Raw genomic sequence first — 19,118 nt, 5'->3', positions numbered from 1 at the left:
TGCCGGGCGCCAGATCGCTGCCGTCCTTGTTGGTGTCCAGCGCGTTTTCGAACACCTTGGCCGCTGCGTCACTGGTGACCTTGAGCCCGCTGTCGGTCAGGTTGAAGGTGACCGTGGTGGTGCTTTGGTCGCCATCGGCATCGCGGATGGTGTAGGTAAAGGTGTCGGTCGCTGTCGCGCCCGTCACCAGGTTCGGGGTGCTTTTGTACACCGCCGTGCCGTCAGCTGACAGGGTCAAGGTGCCGTACAGGCCGCTGATTACGGTGCTGCTGTTGGTCGGTACGCTCTGTAATGGGTTGCCCGTGGTTTGCACGCCCACCACTGCACCGCCTGCAGCCCCGCCGTCGGCGCCCAACACGTCGTTGGTCAGCACGTTGAGGGTGATGGTGTCGCCTTCCACGCCGCTGCGCACGTCCGCCGTGGCGGTGGGGACGTCGTCGACGATATTCACATCCACCGAACCGCTGATGGTGCTGCCATCAACATCAGTAGCAATCACCTCAAAATGCTCGGTCAGGCTGTTAGCGCCATTACCGTTCGGGTGCTGCTCCGCACCATTGAGGGTATAGCTGTAAGTGACGGTGCCAGTCGCAGGATCGTAACTGTTGATTGTCAGTGTGTTGCCCAGCGGTGTGGTAGAAGCCAGTGGGCTGGTAATGCCCACGCCGCCGACAACCACACTCACCCCATTGACCGTTAACGTTTGCAAACCATCCAGTGAAGTGACGGTAAAGGTACCCGTCTGCGTCAACGGCCCCCCTCTGCTCTCAGCTCCCGCGGGGCTACCATTGGGCAGGTTGTACTCATACAGAGTTAGCTCACCACCCGACACATCTAAACCTTTCAGAACCACAGGGTCGTTGTTGTTGTGAATATTCAACACCAGATTCGCAGTGCTGGTGTCGCCGTCCGAATCGGTCAGCGTATAAGTAAAGGTTTCAGTGCCATTACCCCCGCCTTTAAGGGCAAGGAAGTCTGGATCGCTCGGGTTCAGCGTGTAGGTGTAAGTGCCATCAGTGGCCAGAACCAGAGTGCCGTAAGTGCCGGAGAAGCTTCCCGCCGTAATGGGACCTGTGGCGATACGATCCGCGCCTTGCGTATCGTTAGTCAGCACATTGCCAGTCAGGTGCAGGTTGCTTTCAGACGCAACCCCATCGTTGCTGTCATTGACAGCGGTCGGCACGTCGTCACGCACAGTGGCCGTAATGGTGCTCGTTCCCGTGCTGCCGTTGGTGTCTGTGGCGATGATGCTGAACTGCTCACCCAGCACGTTCGTACCATTACCCGGCGCATGGACATCGTTGCCATTGAGGGTGTAGCTGTAACTTACGACACCAGTGGCTGAGTTGTACCCGGTAATCGTCAGTGTATTGCCCAAACCCGTGGTAATGGACTGACCAACACCACTAACCACGCCACCACTGATAACGGTGATGCCACCCACCGACAAGCTTTGCAAACCGTCGGGAGCGTTAACAGTGAAGGTATTACTTTGGGTCAACGCCGCCGCATTGGGAGCAGACCCCTGTGACAAATTGGCTTCATTGACAGCCTGCAAATTGCCATTGATGCCAGCAACGATGTCCACATTGTTGTCGTTGTTATGAACGTTGAGCACTAGGTTTGCAGTGCTGCTGTCACCATCTGAATCGGTGAGTGTGTAGGCAAAGGTTTCAGTGCCATTGCCTCCGCCTTTAAGGGCAATAAAGTCAGGGTCACTGGTGTTGAGTGTGTAGGTGTAAGTACCGTCAGCCGCCAGCACCAATGTGCCGTAAGTACCGGTAAACGTGCCCGCGGTAATCGGCCCCGTTGCGACCCGATCAGCACCTTGTGTGTCATTGGTCAGCACGCTGCCAGTTAAGGTCAGCAAGGTTTCAGAAGCTGTGGCTGAGTTAGAGTCATTAACCGCCGTAGGAACGTCGTCCACAACATTGACGTCCAGCGTATTGGTTGCGGTGCTGCCATCGGTATCGGTGGCAATAACCGAAAAATGTTCGCTCAGGCTGTTGGCGCCCTGCCCGGCAGGGTGCGCATCATTGCCGCTGAGGGTGTAGCTGTAACTCACAACGCCTGTAGCCGGGTTAAACCCGGTAATGGTGAGGGTATTGCCCAAGCCTGTCGTGATTGATTGGGGGAATCCACTCGCCGTCCCGCCGCTGACCACTGCAATGCCCCCGACGTTCAAGTTCAACAGGCCATCGGGTGCAGACACGCTGAACGTACCGCTCTGGGTCAGCGCACCAGGGTTGCTGGCCGAGCCTTGGGCCAGATTGGCCTCATTGACGGTTAATTCACCCCCCTCAACAGATAACCCCGCCAGGCTGACAGGGTTATCTGGGGGCACGATGACCGGCGTGTCGGTGTCGCCATCGTCGACCAAGCCGAGAACGCGCTCCTCGACAAATTCAGGAACACCATTGAAGCCTGCGGTCGGAAAACCAATCACAGGATCAACCGCACCTCCCACCTCGCTCAGCATTACAAACGTGTGCCCACCGCCAATGCCGCCACCCGGTGCGCCGGTTGCTGCTGGGCCTGCAGCGGTGGCTTCAGCTGTTTGAGTCGGGTCATCGCCCGCCGCGATTGCGGCTTGAAGTTTTTCGACGTCGGTAAGCTGCGCTTCACTCGGCGTGACCGATTCAGGGGTCTGAACATGAGGTGCCTGATTGTGGCTCAGTAAGTTCGGCGACAAGCTCATGCTGCTGTCGCGACCCATGGTCAACTCGTTGCCATCTTGCAGCTGAACGGCAACGGCACCGGCCGCACCGGTTTCCAGCTGCTCACCGGCAAACACACGATCACCTTCGACCAACGCGCGTCGCGAACCATCGCTGGCCACCGCGAAAACCTGACCGATCACTTTGCTGACGACGCCGATCAAACTAGCCATGTGTATCCCCTTTGCTGCCGACCACTGTCGGCACCTGTTTTCACGGGAAACATGCAAGTGTGAAGAGTCGCAACACGTCTTGAGTCATCGCAGTTTGAAAACAACAAGTGCTGAAAAACTGAACACAATCAATCGTGTCCGGTATCACACAGCACGTCTTCATAAGGGCGACAACACAGCAATCAAATCGCCATCAAGTCAACAAATTGACGATTTCACCACTCAAACGTTCTGTCCTCTGCGCGTGACTCTCACATGTTTCGCGAAATTAAAATTGAACTTCCATGAGCCCGTAAACACGCTGCATAACGCGAAAAACGAGCTTTACAGAACGAACAATGTCCCGAATTTCAAAGAACACATAAGTTTTTTTTGGACTAACTGTTATGAGAAATTCTTCTTAGCTCGGCCTTAGGATGTTCTTAGCTCTGTGTTACAAGCCTGAAACGGTTTCATCTAAAAAGCGGATCGTCATTTTATTGACGACAAAAAAATAAGCACTATCGAGACAGGGAGAAGTACCTCATGCGCGTTTTCAATCCTCTTAGCAGCGCACTTTTGCTAGCTATGGCTTGCAGCCAAGCTCAGGCAATGTCTATCACTGAGGCGATCCAAAGCACTATCGATACCCATCCAGAACTGCAAGCCACTGAAAACAATCGCCTGTCTGCCAATGAGGATGTGAAAGTTGCAAAAGGGGGGTACTACCCAAGCGTTGATCTGAATGCCAGTTATGGCCGGGGTTACAGCGACAACCCCAACACCCGGGGACTGGGCAATCACAACACCGAAACCCTGAACTACACCCAGTCAGAGCTGCGCCTGCGGCAGATGCTGTTTGATGGTTTCAACACCGCCAACGAAGTGGGCCGCACCCAAGCGGTAGTCAACTCGCGCGCGTATTACGTGCAAGGCACCGCTGAAAGTTTGGCATTGCGCACCATCGAGGTTTACCTCGAAGTGCTCAAGCGTCGCGAACTCCTGACGCTGGCCAAAAACAACTTGCAAGCGCACATGCGGGTGAACGATCAAATCGGCATGCGCAGCCAGCGCGGCATTGGCAGCATCGCCGACCAGGATCAGTCCGTGGCCCGTCGCGCCTTGGCCGAGAACAACTTCCAAACCGCTGAAGTCGATTTAGCTGATGCCGAGTCGAATTTTTTTAGTGTTGTGGGCCGCATGCCCGACCAATTGGAAGCGCCTCCCTCGATCAAAGGCGAGCTGCCCGGCGCTTTCAGCGAAGCTCAGCAAAGCATGCTCGTCAACAACCCGTACCTCAAATCAGCGCAGGCCGATGTGCATGCGGCAGAGAAGCAATACGAAGTTGCCAAGTCGCCCTTCTACCCTCGTTTTGATGGCGAACTGGCCGTCGGCGCCAACAACGACGTGCAAGGCCAAGTCGGCCACGACAACGAATGGCGGGCGGGCGTGGTGATGAATTACAACCTGTTCAAGGGCGGCAGCGACAAAGCTCGCCTGCAATCAGACGCGCACAAAATCAACCAAGCCATGGACATTCGCAACAATGCGCTGCGCATGCTCAACGAAAACCTGAATCTGGCCTGGCACGCGATGAACAATGCGCGCATACAAACCCCGACGGCTCGTCAATACGCCGAAACCTCGGCCAAGGTACGTGTGGCTTATCAGGACCAATTCGGGCTCGGCCAACGCACCCTGCTGGACTTGCTGGACAGTGAAAACGAGCTGTACAACGCCAATCGCCGCTACACCGAAGTACGCTACACCGAAGAGTTTTCGATGTACCGCGTGCTGGCCAACATGGGGGAATTACTGCGCAAGGAAAAAGTCGTCATGCCTGCTGAGGCAATCGCCCAGACCGAAATCAAAAGTGATGCCCGCTTGCCGGAAATGAAATAAGCGCCTGGAGTAAGCCTCTTGACCACCTTGCAAGATGTTGGGCAAGGCGTTGATCCACGCCTGAGCTTTGATGACCCGCTGTTAGATGGCTTGTTGATCCTTTGTAACTTGCATGGTTGTACGGTCAGTCGATCCAGCCTGACCGCGGGGCTGCCGCTGCCAGACCAGCGCCTGAGCCTTGACCTGATGACCCGAGCAGCCGCTCGCGCAGGGTTACAGGCCCGGGTGCTGCGCCGTGAGTTGAGTGCAATTTCTGGACTCAACTTGCCTGTGCTGTTGCTGCTCAAAGACGGTCGATGCGCTGTGCTCAGGCGCTGGAACGAAGACGGCAAGGCGTTGATTTTGCCGAGCGAAGCCGAAGGCGGCGAGCAGTGGGTCACGCGTGAAGAACTCGAACAGGACTACAGCGGTCAAGCCTTGTTTGCGCGCCCACGCCATGAACTCGAAGACCTGCGTGCGCCGTTAGTGCCACGCGTAAATGCCTGGTTTCGCGACACGCTGAAACTGTCACGTTGGCTCTATAGCGACGCCATTCTGGCCAGCTTTTTAATCAACCTGCTGGGCTTGATGGTGCCGCTGTTCGTGATGCAAACCTACGACCGCGTGGTGCCCAATCAGGCCACCGCAACCTTGTGGGTGCTGGCGATCGGGCTGATGATTGGCACCGGCTTTGAAATGGTTTTACGACTGGTTCGTGCTCACTTGCTGGACCAAGCCGGTAAACGCACGGACTTAATCCTGTCGGCCACGCTGTTTGAACGCATCACCGGAATGTCGATAAAAGCTCGCCCCGCCACCATTGGCGGTTTTGCCCAAAGCATTCATGACTTTCAAGGGCTGCGCGAGTTTTTGACAGCCGTCACCCTCACCAGCTTGATCGACCTGCCGTTTGCCGTGCTGATGCTGGTGGTGATTGGTCTGCTGGGCGGCTGGCTGGTATTGATCCCGTTAATCGCCTTCCCGGTGACCATCATTTTTGCGCTGATGATTCAAGTGCGCCTGCGTGACACCGTGCAAAAAAGTCTGGCGTTGGGAGCAGAGCGTCAGGCCTTGTTGATCGAGACCTTGAGCGGCCTTGAAACCCTCAAAGCGTGCAGCGCAGAAAGTGAGCGCCAGCACAAATGGGAGAGCACCCACGGCGCCCTCACCCGGCTGGACAGCCATGCGCGCGATCTCTCGGCGCTGGTCACCAACGGCACACTGTTTATTCAGCAGTTGTGTGGCATGGCGACTATTGTCGCGGGGGTTTACAGCATCATTGCGGGCAACCTCAGTGTGGGCGCCCTGGTGGCCACGTACATGCTCGGTGGCCGGGTACTTGCTCCGCTGGGGCAAATTGCGGGGTTGATTACGCGTTACCAGCAAGCCCAACTGACCATGCGCAGCACCGATTCACTGATGGGCCTGCCCCAAGAGCGTGACGCCAAACAGCGGCCACTGGAACGCACTCAACTGAGCGGCGCCATTGAGGCCAGCCGAGTAACGTTCCGCTATCCGGGGCAGATAAACCCGGCATTGGCGGACATCAGTTTCAACATCAAGCCGGGTGAGCGAATCGGCATTATTGGCCGCAGTGGCTCAGGGAAAAGCACCTTAGGGCGGTTAGTGATGGGGTTTTTCACCCCCGATGAAGGCCAGATCCTGCTTGACGGCCTGGACCTGCGGCAACTGGATGTCGCCGACCTGCGCCAGCAAGTTGGCTACGTCGCCCACGACTTGCCGCTATTGGCCGGTAGCCTGCGCGACAACCTGACCTTGGGCGCACGCTACATCAGTGACGCTCGCATGCTCGAAGTGGCCGAGTTAACTGGCGTCAGTGAGCTCGCCCGGCAACACCCCCAAGGCTTTGATCGCCCCGTGGGTGAGCGCGGACAATTGTTGTCCGGTGGGCAGCGCCAAGCGGTGCTGTTGGCCCGCGCCCTGCTGCTCAACCCGCCCATCATGATGCTCGACGAACCCACCAGCGCGATGGACAACGCCAGCGAAGACGCCCTGCGTCAGCGCTTGCAAACGTGGATGGCAGGCAAAACCTTACTGCTGGTTACCCACCGTACGGCGATGCTCAGCCTGGTTGATCGCCTGATCGTGCTGGACAACGGTCGAATTGTGGCCGACGGCCCAAAAGAAGCGGTCATCGATGCCTTGCGCAAGGGCCGTGTTGGCTCTGCCGCCGTTTAGGAGAGATTTATGTCAGCACGCTCCGGCCTGCGCAGTTATTTCAAAAGCTTCAAAAAAACCGGCGAAAGCGACTACATGCCTGAGGTGGCCGGGGCTTCAAGTGAAGATTCACCACGCCGTTCACGCCTGACCGTCTGGATAGCCGCAGCACTGATTATTACCGCGCTGCTGTGGGCCAAGTTCGCGGTACTGGATGAAGTCACGGTGGGCGATGGCAAGGCGATTCCATCGAGCAAAGTGCAAGTCATCCAAAACCTTGAGGGCGGCATTGTCACTGAAATTTTGGTTCGCGAAGGGCAAATGGTGAACAAGGGCGACACCCTACTGCGCCTGGATGACACGCGTTTTTTATCCAACCGCGGCGAAAGCGAAGCGGACCGCTACACCCTTACGGCACAAGTTGAACGTCTCTCGGCAGAAGCTGAAGGTAGGCCGTTTGAGTTGTCGCCCGAGGTGATCGCCAAAGCCCCACAAGTGGCCGAAGACGAGAAGTCACTTTACCTGCAACGCCAACGCAGGCTTAGCAGCGAACAACGCACGCTGAGTGAGCAACTGCGGCAAAAAACTCAGGAGCTTGCAGAGTTCCGCTCCAAACAGGAGCAGTTTCGCAGCAGTTTAGGGTTGCTCAACCAAGAGATGAACATGTCGGCACCGCTGGTGGGTACGGGCGCGGTTTCGCCCGTTGAAATCCTGCGTCTTAAACGCAGCGCCGTGGAGATTCGCGGCTCACTGGACTCCACCACTTTGGCCATTCCCCGCGCTGAAGCGGCCATGAACGAGATCAAAAGCAAAATTGATGAATCGGTGCAGACCTTTCGTTCCGAGGCCGCAAAAGACCTCAACCAAAAACGCACCGAGTTGTCGAAAATCACCGCCACCCGCATTGCCATCGACGACCGCGTGAAACGCACCACCGTGCAATCGCCGGTGCGTGGCATCGTCAAACTGCTGAAGGTCAATACCATTGGCGGCGTGGTGCAGCCTGGCAGCGATATGGTGGAAATCGTGCCACTCGAAGACAACTTGCTGATCGAAGCCAAAGTTCGTCCGCAGGACGTTGCGTTTTTACATCCGGGTCAAAAGGCGATGGTTAAATTCAGCGCTTACGACTACACGATCTACGGCGGGCTCAGCGCCAAGTTGGAGCTGATTGGGGCTGACACTATCACCGATGACAAGGGCAACAGTTTTTACTTGATTCAGGTGCGCACCGATAAAAACCATTTGGGCGGCGATCATAAACCCTTGCTGATCATCCCCGGCATGACAGCTGCCGTGGACATCATTACCGGGCAAAAAAGCGTGCTGGATTACTTGCTCAAGCCGGTACTCAAAGCCAGAACCGAATCCCTGCGCGAAAGGTAAGGAGTCAACGCTACACGGGGCAGGCCTGATTCAGTTCAGGTACGACCTATCGATCACCATGATTACGTTGATAGGTCTGTGCCCCCATTGCAGTAATCTGCCCTTCAATCAGCGCCTCAAACGGACGCAGCAGCGGGGCAAATGACATCGGCGCCTCAAGGATATCCAACGCGTGCACGATGGCTTCCAACGTCGACAATGCGCCAGGCTCCGGCGCTTTTCGCAGCCGGTAACGCGACACCGAACCACCTGGCAAAGTGACACGCGGCAACTGCGCCAACAAGGGATTGAGGTGCAGCAGCTTGCGTGCCTTGCGCCATGTCCCATCGGGCACCACTAACAGCAGCGGCAGGTTTTCACCGGATGGTTCGTGGGCTTGAATCAACTGCGCGTCGTCCCCCATAAACAAAAGCCGCGCCTGATACCCTGGTGGATTGAGCAAAGTGGCCAAATCGTCAAAAACTTCGCCGACCCGCAGCTCAGCGTTCATCAAACCCAGTGCCGCCAGCCGCGCGGTGTTCAAGGCATGATTGACTTCACTGGGGTGCTGTAACAGCAAGACCCGGGTGCGGCTGTCCAGTTGTGGGATCAATGCACACAAGCAGTGCGTTTGCGGGCGCAAGCAACGAGGGCATTGGGCTCGGGACATAGGAATGAAATCTCGTTGAGGTTGGTTCACTGGGATCGGGCAGACGGGCAGACGGGCAGACGGGCAGACGGGCAGACGGGCAGCAGGCTAGCACCCTTGATCTGGGCAAGCACTGGCAGGTTTGGGCTTTATACAGCGGGCACGACTATGCAGGTCGTACCCGTTATTTGCGCACAACCGCTTGGCACCCTCACTGCCAAGGGACGTTGCATCGTCATGATCTGCGCGCAGCGCAATCGTTACCTTAGCGGCGACGTTGCGGGCGGCGACGAGGCTCATCAACTGGAATCGGCACAGGTTGCAGCGGAGGCTCTATCAGCCCCAAAGCAACACCGAGGTCGTGCAGCCAAGTTTGCAGTTTGTCTTTCATATTTCCCCCTTGGGGTAACACCGCGACATAAATTCTGTAGTCGCTTCGTACAGATGATAGTCCCAACTCCTACGCAATGCTTGCCTGAAATCAATGAACTTTAGGCTAACTTCGCAAGAATCAACATCACGTCAACGCCCAACGCGGTGCAAACGGCTTACTGTGCTGTGAGCGAGCGGCGCGAGCCATTACTGGCAGCGCACAGTCGTCATGTTAATACCCCCACAGCTTGCGCAAACTGCGACGCACCCACTGCTCGGCACTGACAAAAGTGATGCCGAACAACACAAAAACCGCGCCGACTACAAAGTTGAAACTCAAGGGCTCGTTAAGCACTATCACGCCGAAGGTCACACCGAACATCGGCGTCATAAACGAAAATACGGCTAAATTGGATGCCAAATAGCGCTTGAGCATCCAGAACCACACCAAATAGCTGAAAAACGACACCACCAACCCTTGGAACAGCACACTGGCCACTGCAACGCTGGTCAGCCTGACATGAGTGATTTGCCCACTGACGACGGCAATCAACAACAAGCCCACAAAGCCGACGATCAGTTGGTAGAACAAGGTCAGCGTGACGGGCGCCTCAGACAAACGTGAGCCGCGCACCACCACAGTGGTCGCCCCCCAAGCCATGCCTGCGAGAATCCCAAAGGCATCCCCCAGCAACATGTTGCGGTCCATGTCTGCAAACGAAACCCCGCCCGCAAAGGCGAAGGCGATGCCCACAAACGCGAGAAAAATTCCCAGCCACTGCAAGGGGCGCAAACGCTCGCTGGGCAACAGCCAGTTAACGCCCAGCGCTGTAAAAATGGGAGCGGTGTAGAGAAACACCGACATGTGCGCCGCACTGGTGAGCTGTAAACCTTCGGCGATGAAGAAAAACTCCAGCGCAAACAGTCCGCCAGCCAACAACCCACCCCGCCACGTACTGCTGACTTGATCCCAACCGCCCTTCCAACAAATCAACAGCCCCACCAAAAGAGCGGCTATACCGGAACGTCCCGCTGCCTGCATGACGGGCGCGATGTCTACGGCAGCGGTTTTGATCACCACTTGCTGTACACCCCAAATCAGGCATAGCCCCAGCATGACTTGCAGTGCAAAAGCATCCGTTGCCTGGCGCGTAACACTCATATCTACACCTGAGAAAAATCAAGGACTGCGCAGTCATCGACGCATCAGTCAGGTAAGCATTAAGCCGCGAGCTTGCGCGCCGTCCAATAGCCCGACAACGAGGCCAGGCAGGTCAGTAACGCGCCCCACGCCATGTCCATCAATGCCAATTGGGCCGACCAGCCTTGCAGCGTGGTCCAGTTGATCAGGTCGTAAGTGCCATAGGCGACCAGCCCGAAGAACGCGCCACTGGCCGCAGCTCGGCGCGCACTGCCACGAGCCAGTGCAGGCAGCACCACAAAAAACACCATGCCCGACACATACAACAGGTAAAAGCTGATCGCTGCCCCCCATGTGGGTTGCGCACGCATCAACGAGCCCAGTAACTCTCTGTAGGTAGAGTTCATGAGCACGCCTAACCAAAGGCCATCAAGCAACAGAAAAGCCAGTAACGCACCGATATACGCCCACCCTACTTTTCTCATGCCGATCGCCCTCTTGGCCGTTGGATCAGATCAATTCAATGCGGTCTGCGTGGATCGCAATCTTGCCTTCTTTGTACAGCGCGCCAATTGCCTTTTTGAAGTTACCCTTGCTGACACCAAACAGGCTGCTGATCAGCTCCGGGGCACTTTTGTCGCTGACCGGCAATACGCCATTGTTGTCGCGCAATTTGCTGAGAATTTTCGAGTTCAGGCTGCTGGCTGCTTCTTGACCAACAGGTTGTAGGCTCAGGCTGATTTTGCCGTCCGCGCGCACTTCTTTGATGAAGCCTTTTTCTTGCTTGCCCGGGCGCAGGAACTTGAACACTTCGTTCTTGTGAATCAGCCCCCAGTGCTTGTTATTGATCACAGCCTTGAAGCCCATATCGGTAGCTTCGGCCACCAACAGATCGACTTCCTGCCCAACCTGATAGTTGGCCGGCGTCTTGTCCAGATAACGGTCAAGGCGCGCAGTGGCTGTGATGCGACGGGTGTGCTTGTCCAGATAGACATGAACCACAACGTATTCACCAGCGGTCATCTGGCGTTTTTCTTCGGAATACGGAAGCAGCAAATCTTTTGGCAGCCCCCAATCGAGGAATACGCCGATGCTATTAACTTCAACCACTTTAAGACTGGCAAACTCACCGACCTGAACTTTTGGTTTTTCAGTGGTGGCAATTAATTTGTCCGCACTGTCCAAATAAACAAATACGTTGAGCCAGTCTTCATCTTCACTGGGAATATCTTTTGGAATATAACGATTGGGCAACAGGATTTCACCGTCTGCCCCGCCATCTAAATACAAACCAAAGTTAGTGTGTTTAACCACTTGCAAACTGTTGTAGCGACCGATTAAAGCCATGTCCAATACCCTCATTACGTGGGCGGCATTCTACCCGAGTTTAGGTGTACGAATCGGAGCGGCGCAGCCCTGCTTTCAAAATTTGTGCGAAAGGCCTGATTTATCAGGATTTTCTTCCCAAGGACGGGCACCATTCGTCAGCTCATGGTGCGCCCGGCACTGACCTAATGGCTAAAAATCCTATTACCAACGGCTCCCTGTTGTGAGTTAAAACAGCCAGTTAGGTGATTATCACGCGACAAAATATATACATTCATTCACCCGCCATTTTATTTTAGGAAGATATTTAACAAGCAATTGTCAAGTATTTCAGTTACTATCGCTGGCCAAGTTATTTTCTACAGGTCAATAGCCGCCATGCGTGTAAAAGCATCCGCCAGCAAAGCCAAGCCAGCTCCCGCTGTTGAAACCAGTGATTCAATCAATGCACAAATTGCTGCATTCTTGAAATCTGGTGGCGAGATCCAACAAATTGACAAAGGCGTGAGCGGCCAAACGTTCGGCCCGTCCAAGCAAATCACGCTGGGCAAAAAGTAATACCCCTCGCGTCATCTGGTCCTCATGCGCTTTGCCATTCAAAGCGCTAGGACTCTCGCTACAACCCCATTGTTCCCGACACAAGCCCTACCATACGACGACTGATCAATCGACGAACGGCACCCTGTCGCCGATATTCCTACGTATGCTCTAAAGCCTCTAGATCAAGCCTTCCAGCCTCATGGCTCAGGATGCTGTCATAGGGAGTGAACAATGCTCACACGAGCGTTACTGCTGGCCGGCACCTTGCTGGGCAGCTCAATTGTAAATGCACAGGTGTTCTCTCGAGAACTGGGCGATTTCGACCTGAAGCTGGCAACCCAGCCAAGTCGCAGCATGGCCCAGGGCTTGGTCAAACCTACCAGCGCGGGCTCAACTTTTCATGGTGGCCTGGATTTAAGTCACGACAGCGGTTGGTACGCAGGGCAATGGGCACCGACGATGGGCCTCAAGCCTGGCAGCAACCTCGAAGTGGACTCCTACTTGGGCTACAAGCACCCTTTCGACCAAACCCTAAGCTATGAACTGGGAATGATCCATTACAGCTACCCCAAACTCAGCCCGCTCGACAGTCAGCAGTTTTACGCTGGGCTAACCATTTTGGGCACGCGCTTTGGCGCCGCATTCAGCAACGATCCCAAGCGACAAGACAGCACATTATTTGCTGATCTGGGCATGAACCAGCCATTAGGGATTGGCGTAAGCATGAAATACACCACCCACCAACTGAGTACACCCGTCACTCTTTCCAATGGCGCAAGCGTGGGCGCGTTCAATGACTGGTCGGTAAAATTCTCCCGCCCGTGGATGGGCATCGACCTCAACCTGATCTACAGCGACTCCAGCCTCAGTGGCGATGACTGTTCGGCCTACTCCGGGCAAAACAGTCAATGCGATGGCTTGGTGACGCTTAAAGCTGAACGCGCTTTTTACTGATACGCCACAGCGTCAGGCAATTTGCGGCCTGGCTGCCAAGGCGTCAAAGGTTATTGGATCTAGCGCGTCCACTTGCTTATCCAACTCGAACAACGGGTGGTCATTGCCCGGAATGCTGCTGTCAATCATGCTCAGCAAGCTGGCACCACGCGCGGTAAGGATGAAATTCTCCCCATTACCGCCCTCTTCTTCGGGTCGAGGCTCGATAAATCCTCGCTTGAGCAGTAAGGCTTCGTACTCTTCGGCAAGGGTTTTCAACTTATCAACATCTCCGACCGGCTGCCCTGCATCAGCCATCGCTTTCGCTACCTCTTCAGCATAAACCCGCGGTTTGAAAGGCTCGCCCGCGCCATTTTGAACTTCGTGGAGCAATCGTTCGATCAATACCCAGTTGTAAGTAACCATCAGCTTGACGCTCCCAACAATGTTGATGAAATGAGCTACACCAGTAGTGACCCATCACCAAGGAAGACGTTCAGCCAGAAATGTTTCTTCGCGGCGGTCAGCAGGCTTTGAATGCCGATTTTCGGGCACAAAAAAACCGGCGCGAGCCGGCTTTTTGTGGGTCACACCAGCGCTTTACTCAGCAGCCGGGGCTTCTGGCTTGCGGCGCTTGAGCGGCGCCATACCATCCTTGCTGACCAGTGACAGAGCATCGGTCTTTGGGCGGTTAGCAATTTTGCGCTTGGTCGGAGCCTTGGCGCCTGTCTTCTTCTTGACGCCCTTGGCGTCAGTCTTTTTCTTCTTCACACCAACGGCTTTACCCGACGCCTTGACGTTTTTCGGCCCGCCGTAGGTGCCTTTAACTTCCTTGATGGTGCGGCGCTCGAAGCTTTGCTTCAAGTAGCGCTCAACGCTGGACATCAGGTTCCAGTCGCCGTGGCAGATCAGCGAGATTGCCAGTCCATCATTGCCAGCGCGACCCGTACGACCAATACGGTGTACGTATTCGTCGCCGCTGCGTGGCATGTCGAAGTTGATCACCAAATCCAGACCTTCAACGTCCAGACCACGGGCCGCCACATCAGTTGCAACCAGAATTTTCACACCGCCCTGCTTCAAACGGTCGATTGCCAGCTTGCGGTCCTTCTGGTCTTTCTCACCGTGCAAGACAAACGCCTTGTACTCCTGAGCCACCAAGCGGCCGTAGATACGGTCTGCCATAGCGCGGGTATTGGTGAAAATAATCGCCTTTTGATAAGTCTCGTTAGCCAGCAACCAGTTAACGATTTGTTCTTTATGCTGGTTATGGTCAGCGGTGATGATTTGCTGACGGGTAGTGGCATTCAGCTGGCTGACTTGGTTGAGCTGCAAGTGCTCGGCATTGTTCAAAACCTTGCCGATCATCTCGCGCAGACCCGAACCACCGGTAGTTGCCGAGAACAACATGGTCTGCTGGCGATTTGGACACTCGTCTACCAGACGCTGGACGTCCTCAGAGAAGCCCATGTCGAGCATGCGGTCAGCTTCGTCGAGCACCAGCACTTCAACTTCTTTGAGGTCGAGGTTGCCAGCGTTCAGTTGCTCCAGCAAACGGCCTGGGGTGCCGATCAAGATGTCAGGCACCTTGCGCAGCATCGCGGCTTGAACCTTAAAGTCTTCACCGCCAGTGATCAGGCCGGACTTGATGAACGTAAACTGCGAAAAACGCTCAACTTCTTTGAGCGTTTGCTGTGCCAGCTCACGGGTCGGCAGCAAGATCAGCGCTTTGATGCTCACGCGGATTTTTGCCGGGCCAATCAGACGGTTCAGAATTGGCAGTACGAAAGCGGCGGTTTTACCACTCCCGGTTTGAGCTGTAACCCGCAGGTCACGCCCTTCGAGCGCGAGCGGGATGGCCGCTGCTTGCACAGGCGTAGGCTCGACAAATTTAAGCTCGGCCACAGCTTTAAGCAGGCGTTCGTGCAGGGCGAAATCGGAAAACACGGGTGCTACCTCGAAGAAATGCAAAAATTCAGCGCCATAGGGTAACGGTTTCGAGCGCTCAGGCCGAGTTTCTTTGCATGAACGGCGTGAAACAAATGCTTTTTTAGGGTCTTTAGTCCAACTAAGGCCCCTAAAGCGCTCTTAAATGCTCTAATCCCAGAGCCATTTATCACTGGGGTAACGTTTTAGCTTATGGATATTCAACACATCTGGGTCCAAATCCAGACGCTTTGGGCCAATCTGGATCAGCATCCTTGGGTCTCAGCTTTACTCGGGCTAATTGTGCTCGTTGCTATTGCCCTGTTGGCCGGACACGTTGCGCGCATTGCCATTTTACGCGTAACCAAAATGCTGGGCCGCCAACCCGCACTGCACTGGATCAATGACCTGCGCGAACACAAAGTGTTTCACCGCCTGGCGCAAATGACCCCCTCTTTGATTGTGCAGTTCGGGCGCAACCTGGTGCCCGACATGAGCGACAACGGTCGCCACTTTCTGGGCAACCTGGCGCTGGCCATCACCATCTTCTTCCTGACGCGGGTGATTAGCTCGCTGCTCGATGCCCTGCTCGATATTTATTCGCGCACTAATTACGCCAAAACCCGACCTATCAAAGGCTACATCCAGCTGACCAAAATGCTGCTGTATGTATTTGCTGCGATTATCATCGTCGCCACTTTGATCGACCGCTCGCCCATGCTGTTGTTGTCGGGCTTGGGCGCGATGTCAGCAGTCATTTTGCTGGTCTACAAAGACACGCTCCTGTCATTCGTCGCCAGCGTGCAGTTGACCAGCAATGACTTGCTGCGCGTCGGCGACTGGATCGAAATGCCGCAAGTGGGCGCCGACGGCGACGTCATCGATATCACGCTGCACACCGTCAAGGTGCAGAACTTCGATAAAACGATCGTATCGATCCCGACCTGGCGTTTGATGTCCGAATCGTTCAAGAACTGGCGCGGTATGCAGCAGTCTGGCGGGCGCCGAATCAAGCGCAGCCTGTTTATTGATACCGGTGGCATTGGTTTTTTAACCGATGCTCAGGAGCAGCGCTTAGAGAAAATACGCCTGCTAACCGACTACATGACTCGTAAACAGGCTGAACTCAAGAGCTGGAACGAGGCTCAAGGCAATGTGGCTGCATTGGCCGCCAACCGACGTCGCATGACCAATATCGGCACGTTCAGGGCTTATGCGCTGGCTTACCTGAAAAGCCACGCCGAAATCCAGCCCAACATGACCTGCATGGTTCGCCAATTGCAAACCACTGCCCAGGGCGTTCCGCTGGAAGTGTATTGCTTTACTCGCACAACCGTGTGGGACGAGTACGAGCAAATTCAGGGCGACATTTTTGACTATCTGTTATCCGTGTTGCCGGAATTCGGTTTGAGCGTGTACCAACAACCGAGCGGCAATGACTTGCGTGACGGGTTGTCGACCAAGCTCAATGACCCGCTGCTGATCCCACAAGGTGTGGGCAACGAAGACTAACGGTGCTTACGGTTCAGGTCCTTGTCTGAGCACTCGCTCGCAAGGACCTGAAATCTATTAGGGCTAAACGCGCTTAAACTGCGTATCGCCCGTCAACTTGAACAGCAAATCAACCCCTTGTGGCCAAAGGCCAAGGTCGCTTTCGCCGTTGATATGGCCTGCGTTCTGCAACCAGACCAACTCACTGCCCCAGGCTGCACTGAACGCCTGTGCCCGTTCAACGCTGACATAAGGGTCATCAGTGCTGGCCACAGTGATCGCTTCAAAAGGCAAATGCCCCAGCGGCATGGGTGTAAAGCCAGTCGTGCCCGGCGGGTAGGTGTGCGCTTCAGTATCACTGGGGGCCACCAACAGGGCACCGCGAACACGTTTGGCAACATCAGGATATTGCTGCGCCCAACGAGCGATCAACGTGCAAGCCAGACTATGCCCCACCAGTACCACTGGGCGTTGGCTGTCCATCACCTTTTTATGTAATCGCTGCACCCAATCCTCACAGGCTGGCGTTTCCCAGTCCTGCTGCTTGACGCGATGCAGCCCGCTGTAGCGCTGCTCCCATTGCGATTGCCAATGTTCAGGCCCTGAATTGAACAAGCCCGGCAAGATCAACACCCTGACTGTCATCCCTGCTCTCCCTTAAGGGTTAGATAGCGTGCCAAAGACGTTAGTCCCTCACAGCCCTGCGGTCTAGGCGACTGATCCAGACGGCGAGCAAAATCACCAATGCCCCAAAGAACAAACGCCCTAGTGGCTCATGCTGGTTCCAGATCAATAGATTGAGCAACAAGCCGACCGGTACGTGCAGATTGTTCATCACCGCCAAAGTGCCACCACTGACCAGACACGCACCTTTGTTCCACCAGTACATCCCCAACGCCGTCGAGACCAGGCCAAGAAACAACAGCACACCCCATTGCAAAGGTGCATCAGGCAAAAAGTGCGCTTTGCCAAACATCAAAAAGGCGGGCAACACCACCGCCAACGCGCCGAGGTAAAAGAAGCCAAAACGCCGGTAATGTGGCAACTCACTGGGATAGCGCGCAACCAAGTGCTTGTACAACACCTGACCCGCTGCGTAAGTAAAGTTGGCCAATTGCAGCAACAGGAAGCCCTTAAAAAAGTCCGGGCTGATGCTGTCGAAGCGAATCACCCCAGCGCCTGTCACCGCCACCAGCGCCGCTACCAACGCCCACGGATTGAACCGTCGGTTAATCGCGTCTTCGATCAAGGTCACGTGTAATGGGGTCAATATCGTGAACAACAGCACTTCGGGCACGGTCAGCACCCGGAAGCTCAAGTACAGGCACACGTAAGTGATACCAAACTGCAACGCCCCAATGAGCAACATGCCGCGCATGAACCCGGGCTCCACTTGGCGCCAGCGCGTCAACGGAATAAACACCAGCCCTGCCAGCAAAACCCGCACCAGCACAGCAAAGTAACTGTCGACGTGCCCTGCCAGATACTCGCCAATGAGGCTGAAGGAAAACGCCTGAATCAGCGTCACAAATAACAAATAGCCCATGAATCACTCGCCCAAAAAATCGTGGTCGCTTACCCGGCATCGGTGCCGAACAGTTCAATTGAATGGGCGCGACCTTAGCGGGTTTCTATCAAAGTGCGCCATTAACCTGTGAAACGCGGGCAAAAAAAACCCGATTCAACATAAAGGTTGATCGGGCAGGAGCACTCAGGAGCAAAGTACAAAGGGAGGTTCGATGCGCGAACCGCATGCTTGAAGGAGCAATGAACCGATTAAGCCATCAATCGATTATCTGTTGATTAACAGCTCATGCCAGTTCAGATAACTGTGCCTTGGCTTGGTTCAAACCTTTTTCTTGGAAGTCACCTCCCAGATTCATACCCTCGGCATGAATAAAGGTGACCTCGTGAATTCCAATAAAAGCCATTACCTGACGCAGGTAAGGTTCTTGATGGTCGGCCGCACTGCCCGCGTAAATCCCGCCGCGCGCCGTCAACACGTAGGCTTTCTTACCCACCAGCAACCCTTGTGGGCCGTTTTCGGTGTATTTGAAGGTCACACCTGCGCGCAATACATGGTCAAGCCAAGCCTTGAGCGTGCTTGGAATGGCAAAGTTGTACATCGGCGCCGCCATCACCAGCACGTCAGCAGCCAACAGTTCATCGGTCAATTCATTAGAGCGCCGCAAGGAGGCCTGCTCATCAATGCTGCGCTGGGCCTCGGGCTTCATCCAGCCACCCAGCAGGTTGGCATCCAGATGCGGCACCGGATTAAGTGCCAAATCACGAACAGTGATCGTGTCGGCAGGATGCGCGTCATGCCATTGCTTGATGAATTGCTGTGTCAACTGACGGGAAAATGAGTCTTGCTGACGGGCGCTGCTTTCAATGATCAGAACGTGCGACATGCTGTGTAGGCTCCATCTTTCAATGCTGTAAGTTTA

At 55.2% G+C, this 19,118-nt stretch carries 17 protein-coding genes; 6 read left to right on the top strand and 11 right to left on the bottom strand.

The features are described from left to right. Window positions 1–2,890 (bottom strand): retention module-containing protein (locus ACZRJQ_RS08885; protein ID WP_463977988.1); only part of this gene is annotated, 2,890 nt, incomplete at its 3' end. Between the two features lie 525 nt (window positions 2,891–3,415). On the opposite strand from ACZRJQ_RS08885, the gene ACZRJQ_RS08880 reads away from it, so the two are divergent. From ACZRJQ_RS08880 to ACZRJQ_RS08870, 3 genes are read left to right on the top strand one after another with little or no spacing between them, the layout of a single operon-like run. Next, complete coding sequence (locus tag ACZRJQ_RS08880) at window positions 3,416–4,771, top strand: TolC family outer membrane protein (RefSeq protein ID WP_463977987.1); 1,356 nt, start codon at window positions 3,416–3,418, stop codon at window positions 4,769–4,771. An 18-nt stretch (window positions 4,772–4,789) separates the two neighbouring features. After that, the gene (locus tag ACZRJQ_RS08875; protein WP_463977986.1) at window positions 4,790–6,949 is read left to right on the top strand and encodes a type I secretion system permease/ATPase; all 2,160 of its coding nucleotides are present in this window, start codon (window positions 4,790–4,792) and stop codon (window positions 6,947–6,949) included. Between the two features lie 9 nt (window positions 6,950–6,958). Continuing rightward, window positions 6,959–8,314, top strand: a complete 1,356-nt coding sequence (locus ACZRJQ_RS08870; protein WP_463977985.1) for an HlyD family type I secretion periplasmic adaptor subunit — start codon at window positions 6,959–6,961, stop codon at window positions 8,312–8,314. Between the two features lie 46 nt (window positions 8,315–8,360). Here ACZRJQ_RS08870 and ACZRJQ_RS08865 read toward each other — a convergent pair whose 3' ends face one another. The 5 genes from ACZRJQ_RS08865 to ACZRJQ_RS08845 form a co-directional block, all read right to left on the bottom strand. Further along, window positions 8,361–8,963, bottom strand: coding sequence for a tRNA-uridine aminocarboxypropyltransferase (locus tag ACZRJQ_RS08865; RefSeq protein WP_463977984.1), 603 nt, complete (start codon window positions 8,961–8,963; stop codon window positions 8,361–8,363). A 244-nt stretch (window positions 8,964–9,207) separates the two neighbouring features. Further along, window positions 9,208–9,333 (bottom strand): PA1414 family protein, encoded by a 126-nt coding sequence (locus ACZRJQ_RS08860; RefSeq protein WP_463977983.1) that lies wholly within the window; start codon window positions 9,331–9,333, stop codon window positions 9,208–9,210. Between the two features lie 213 nt (window positions 9,334–9,546). Then, on the bottom strand, window positions 9,547–10,476 hold the full coding sequence (locus ACZRJQ_RS08855) for a DMT family transporter (RefSeq protein ID WP_463977982.1): 930 nt from the start codon (window positions 10,474–10,476) through the stop codon (window positions 9,547–9,549). 59 nt (window positions 10,477–10,535) lie between these two features. Further along, window positions 10,536–10,940 (bottom strand): DUF2177 family protein, encoded by a 405-nt coding sequence (locus ACZRJQ_RS08850; RefSeq protein WP_463977981.1) that lies wholly within the window; start codon window positions 10,938–10,940, stop codon window positions 10,536–10,538. Window positions 10,941–10,965: 25 nt separating this feature from the next. Continuing rightward, a complete protein-coding gene (locus ACZRJQ_RS08845; RefSeq protein WP_463977980.1) occupies window positions 10,966–11,802 on the bottom strand; it encodes a CvfB family protein in 837 nt (278 codons plus the stop codon). A 357-nt stretch (window positions 11,803–12,159) separates the two neighbouring features. Here ACZRJQ_RS08845 and ACZRJQ_RS08840 point away from each other — a divergent pair, with 357 nt between their 5' ends. Together ACZRJQ_RS08840 and ACZRJQ_RS08835 are read left to right on the top strand one after the other, a co-directional pair. Further along, window positions 12,160–12,339 (top strand): hypothetical protein, encoded by a 180-nt coding sequence (locus ACZRJQ_RS08840; RefSeq protein ID WP_019410559.1) that lies wholly within the window; start codon window positions 12,160–12,162, stop codon window positions 12,337–12,339. A 213-nt stretch (window positions 12,340–12,552) separates the two neighbouring features. Beyond that, a complete protein-coding gene (locus ACZRJQ_RS08835; RefSeq protein WP_463977979.1) occupies window positions 12,553–13,275 on the top strand; it encodes a TorF family putative porin in 723 nt (240 codons plus the stop codon). A gap of 12 nt (window positions 13,276–13,287) precedes the next feature. Here the strand turns inward: ACZRJQ_RS08835 and ACZRJQ_RS08830 are convergent, their stop codons facing one another. Both ACZRJQ_RS08830 and ACZRJQ_RS08825 read right to left on the bottom strand, forming a co-directional pair. Further along, window positions 13,288–13,680 carry a transcriptional regulator gene (locus ACZRJQ_RS08830; RefSeq protein ID WP_463977978.1) on the bottom strand — a complete coding sequence of 131 codons (393 nt, stop codon included), beginning with the start codon at window positions 13,678–13,680 and terminating at the stop codon, window positions 13,288–13,290. Between the two features lie 174 nt (window positions 13,681–13,854). Next, window positions 13,855–15,201, bottom strand: coding sequence for a DEAD/DEAH box helicase (locus ACZRJQ_RS08825; protein ID WP_463977977.1), 1,347 nt, complete (start codon window positions 15,199–15,201; stop codon window positions 13,855–13,857). A 192-nt stretch (window positions 15,202–15,393) separates the two neighbouring features. On the opposite strand from ACZRJQ_RS08825, the gene ACZRJQ_RS08820 reads away from it, so the two are divergent. Continuing rightward, window positions 15,394–16,692: a mechanosensitive ion channel family protein gene (locus ACZRJQ_RS08820; protein WP_463977976.1), complete on the top strand. Its 1,299-nt coding sequence runs from the start codon at window positions 15,394–15,396 to the stop codon at window positions 16,690–16,692. Between the two features lie 63 nt (window positions 16,693–16,755). Here ACZRJQ_RS08820 and ACZRJQ_RS08815 read toward each other — a convergent pair whose 3' ends face one another. From ACZRJQ_RS08815 to ACZRJQ_RS08805, 3 genes are all read right to left on the bottom strand, one after another. Further along, a complete protein-coding gene (locus ACZRJQ_RS08815; RefSeq protein WP_463977975.1) occupies window positions 16,756–17,316 on the bottom strand; it encodes an RBBP9/YdeN family alpha/beta hydrolase in 561 nt (186 codons plus the stop codon). A 40-nt stretch (window positions 17,317–17,356) separates the two neighbouring features. Next, on the bottom strand, window positions 17,357–18,217 hold the full coding sequence (locus ACZRJQ_RS08810) for a carboxylate/amino acid/amine transporter (RefSeq protein ID WP_463977974.1): 861 nt from the start codon (window positions 18,215–18,217) through the stop codon (window positions 17,357–17,359). Between the two features lie 265 nt (window positions 18,218–18,482). Continuing rightward, complete coding sequence (locus tag ACZRJQ_RS08805) at window positions 18,483–19,082, bottom strand: FMN-dependent NADH-azoreductase (RefSeq protein ID WP_463977973.1); 600 nt, start codon at window positions 19,080–19,082, stop codon at window positions 18,483–18,485. Window positions 19,083–19,118 lie beyond the last annotated feature (36 nt).

This window comes from Pseudomonas sp. E315, from assembly GCF_055406205.1.
This window is presented reverse-complemented; position numbering and strand designations above follow the sequence as displayed.

Excerpts from the sequence above, each read along its gene's own strand:
- ACZRJQ_RS08880 (WP_463977987.1), top strand. The coding sequence starts at position 3,416 with ATGCGCGTTTTCAATCCTCTTAGCAGCGCACTTTTGCTAGCTATGGCT.
- ACZRJQ_RS08870 (WP_463977985.1), top strand. The coding sequence starts at position 6,959 with ATGTCAGCACGCTCCGGCCTGCGCAGTTATTTCAAAAGCTTCAAAAAA.
- ACZRJQ_RS08865 (WP_463977984.1), bottom strand. The coding sequence starts at position 8,963 with ATGTCCCGAGCCCAATGCCCTCGTTGCTTGCGCCCGCAAACGCACTGC.
- ACZRJQ_RS08860 (WP_463977983.1), bottom strand. The coding sequence starts at position 9,333 with ATGAAAGACAAACTGCAAACTTGGCTGCACGACCTCGGTGTTGCTTTG.
- ACZRJQ_RS08855 (WP_463977982.1), bottom strand. The coding sequence starts at position 10,476 with ATGAGTGTTACGCGCCAGGCAACGGATGCTTTTGCACTGCAAGTCATG.
- ACZRJQ_RS08850 (WP_463977981.1), bottom strand. The coding sequence starts at position 10,940 with ATGAGAAAAGTAGGGTGGGCGTATATCGGTGCGTTACTGGCTTTTCTG.
- ACZRJQ_RS08845 (WP_463977980.1), bottom strand. The coding sequence starts at position 11,802 with ATGGCTTTAATCGGTCGCTACAACAGTTTGCAAGTGGTTAAACACACT.
- ACZRJQ_RS08840 (WP_019410559.1), top strand. The coding sequence starts at position 12,160 with ATGCGTGTAAAAGCATCCGCCAGCAAAGCCAAGCCAGCTCCCGCTGTT.
- ACZRJQ_RS08835 (WP_463977979.1), top strand. The coding sequence starts at position 12,553 with ATGCTCACACGAGCGTTACTGCTGGCCGGCACCTTGCTGGGCAGCTCA.
- ACZRJQ_RS08830 (WP_463977978.1), bottom strand. The coding sequence starts at position 13,680 with ATGGTTACTTACAACTGGGTATTGATCGAACGATTGCTCCACGAAGTT.
- ACZRJQ_RS08820 (WP_463977976.1), top strand. The coding sequence starts at position 15,394 with ATGGATATTCAACACATCTGGGTCCAAATCCAGACGCTTTGGGCCAAT.
- ACZRJQ_RS08815 (WP_463977975.1), bottom strand. The coding sequence starts at position 17,316 with ATGACAGTCAGGGTGTTGATCTTGCCGGGCTTGTTCAATTCAGGGCCT.
- ACZRJQ_RS08810 (WP_463977974.1), bottom strand. The coding sequence starts at position 18,217 with ATGGGCTATTTGTTATTTGTGACGCTGATTCAGGCGTTTTCCTTCAGC.
- ACZRJQ_RS08805 (WP_463977973.1), bottom strand. The coding sequence starts at position 19,082 with ATGTCGCACGTTCTGATCATTGAAAGCAGCGCCCGTCAGCAAGACTCA.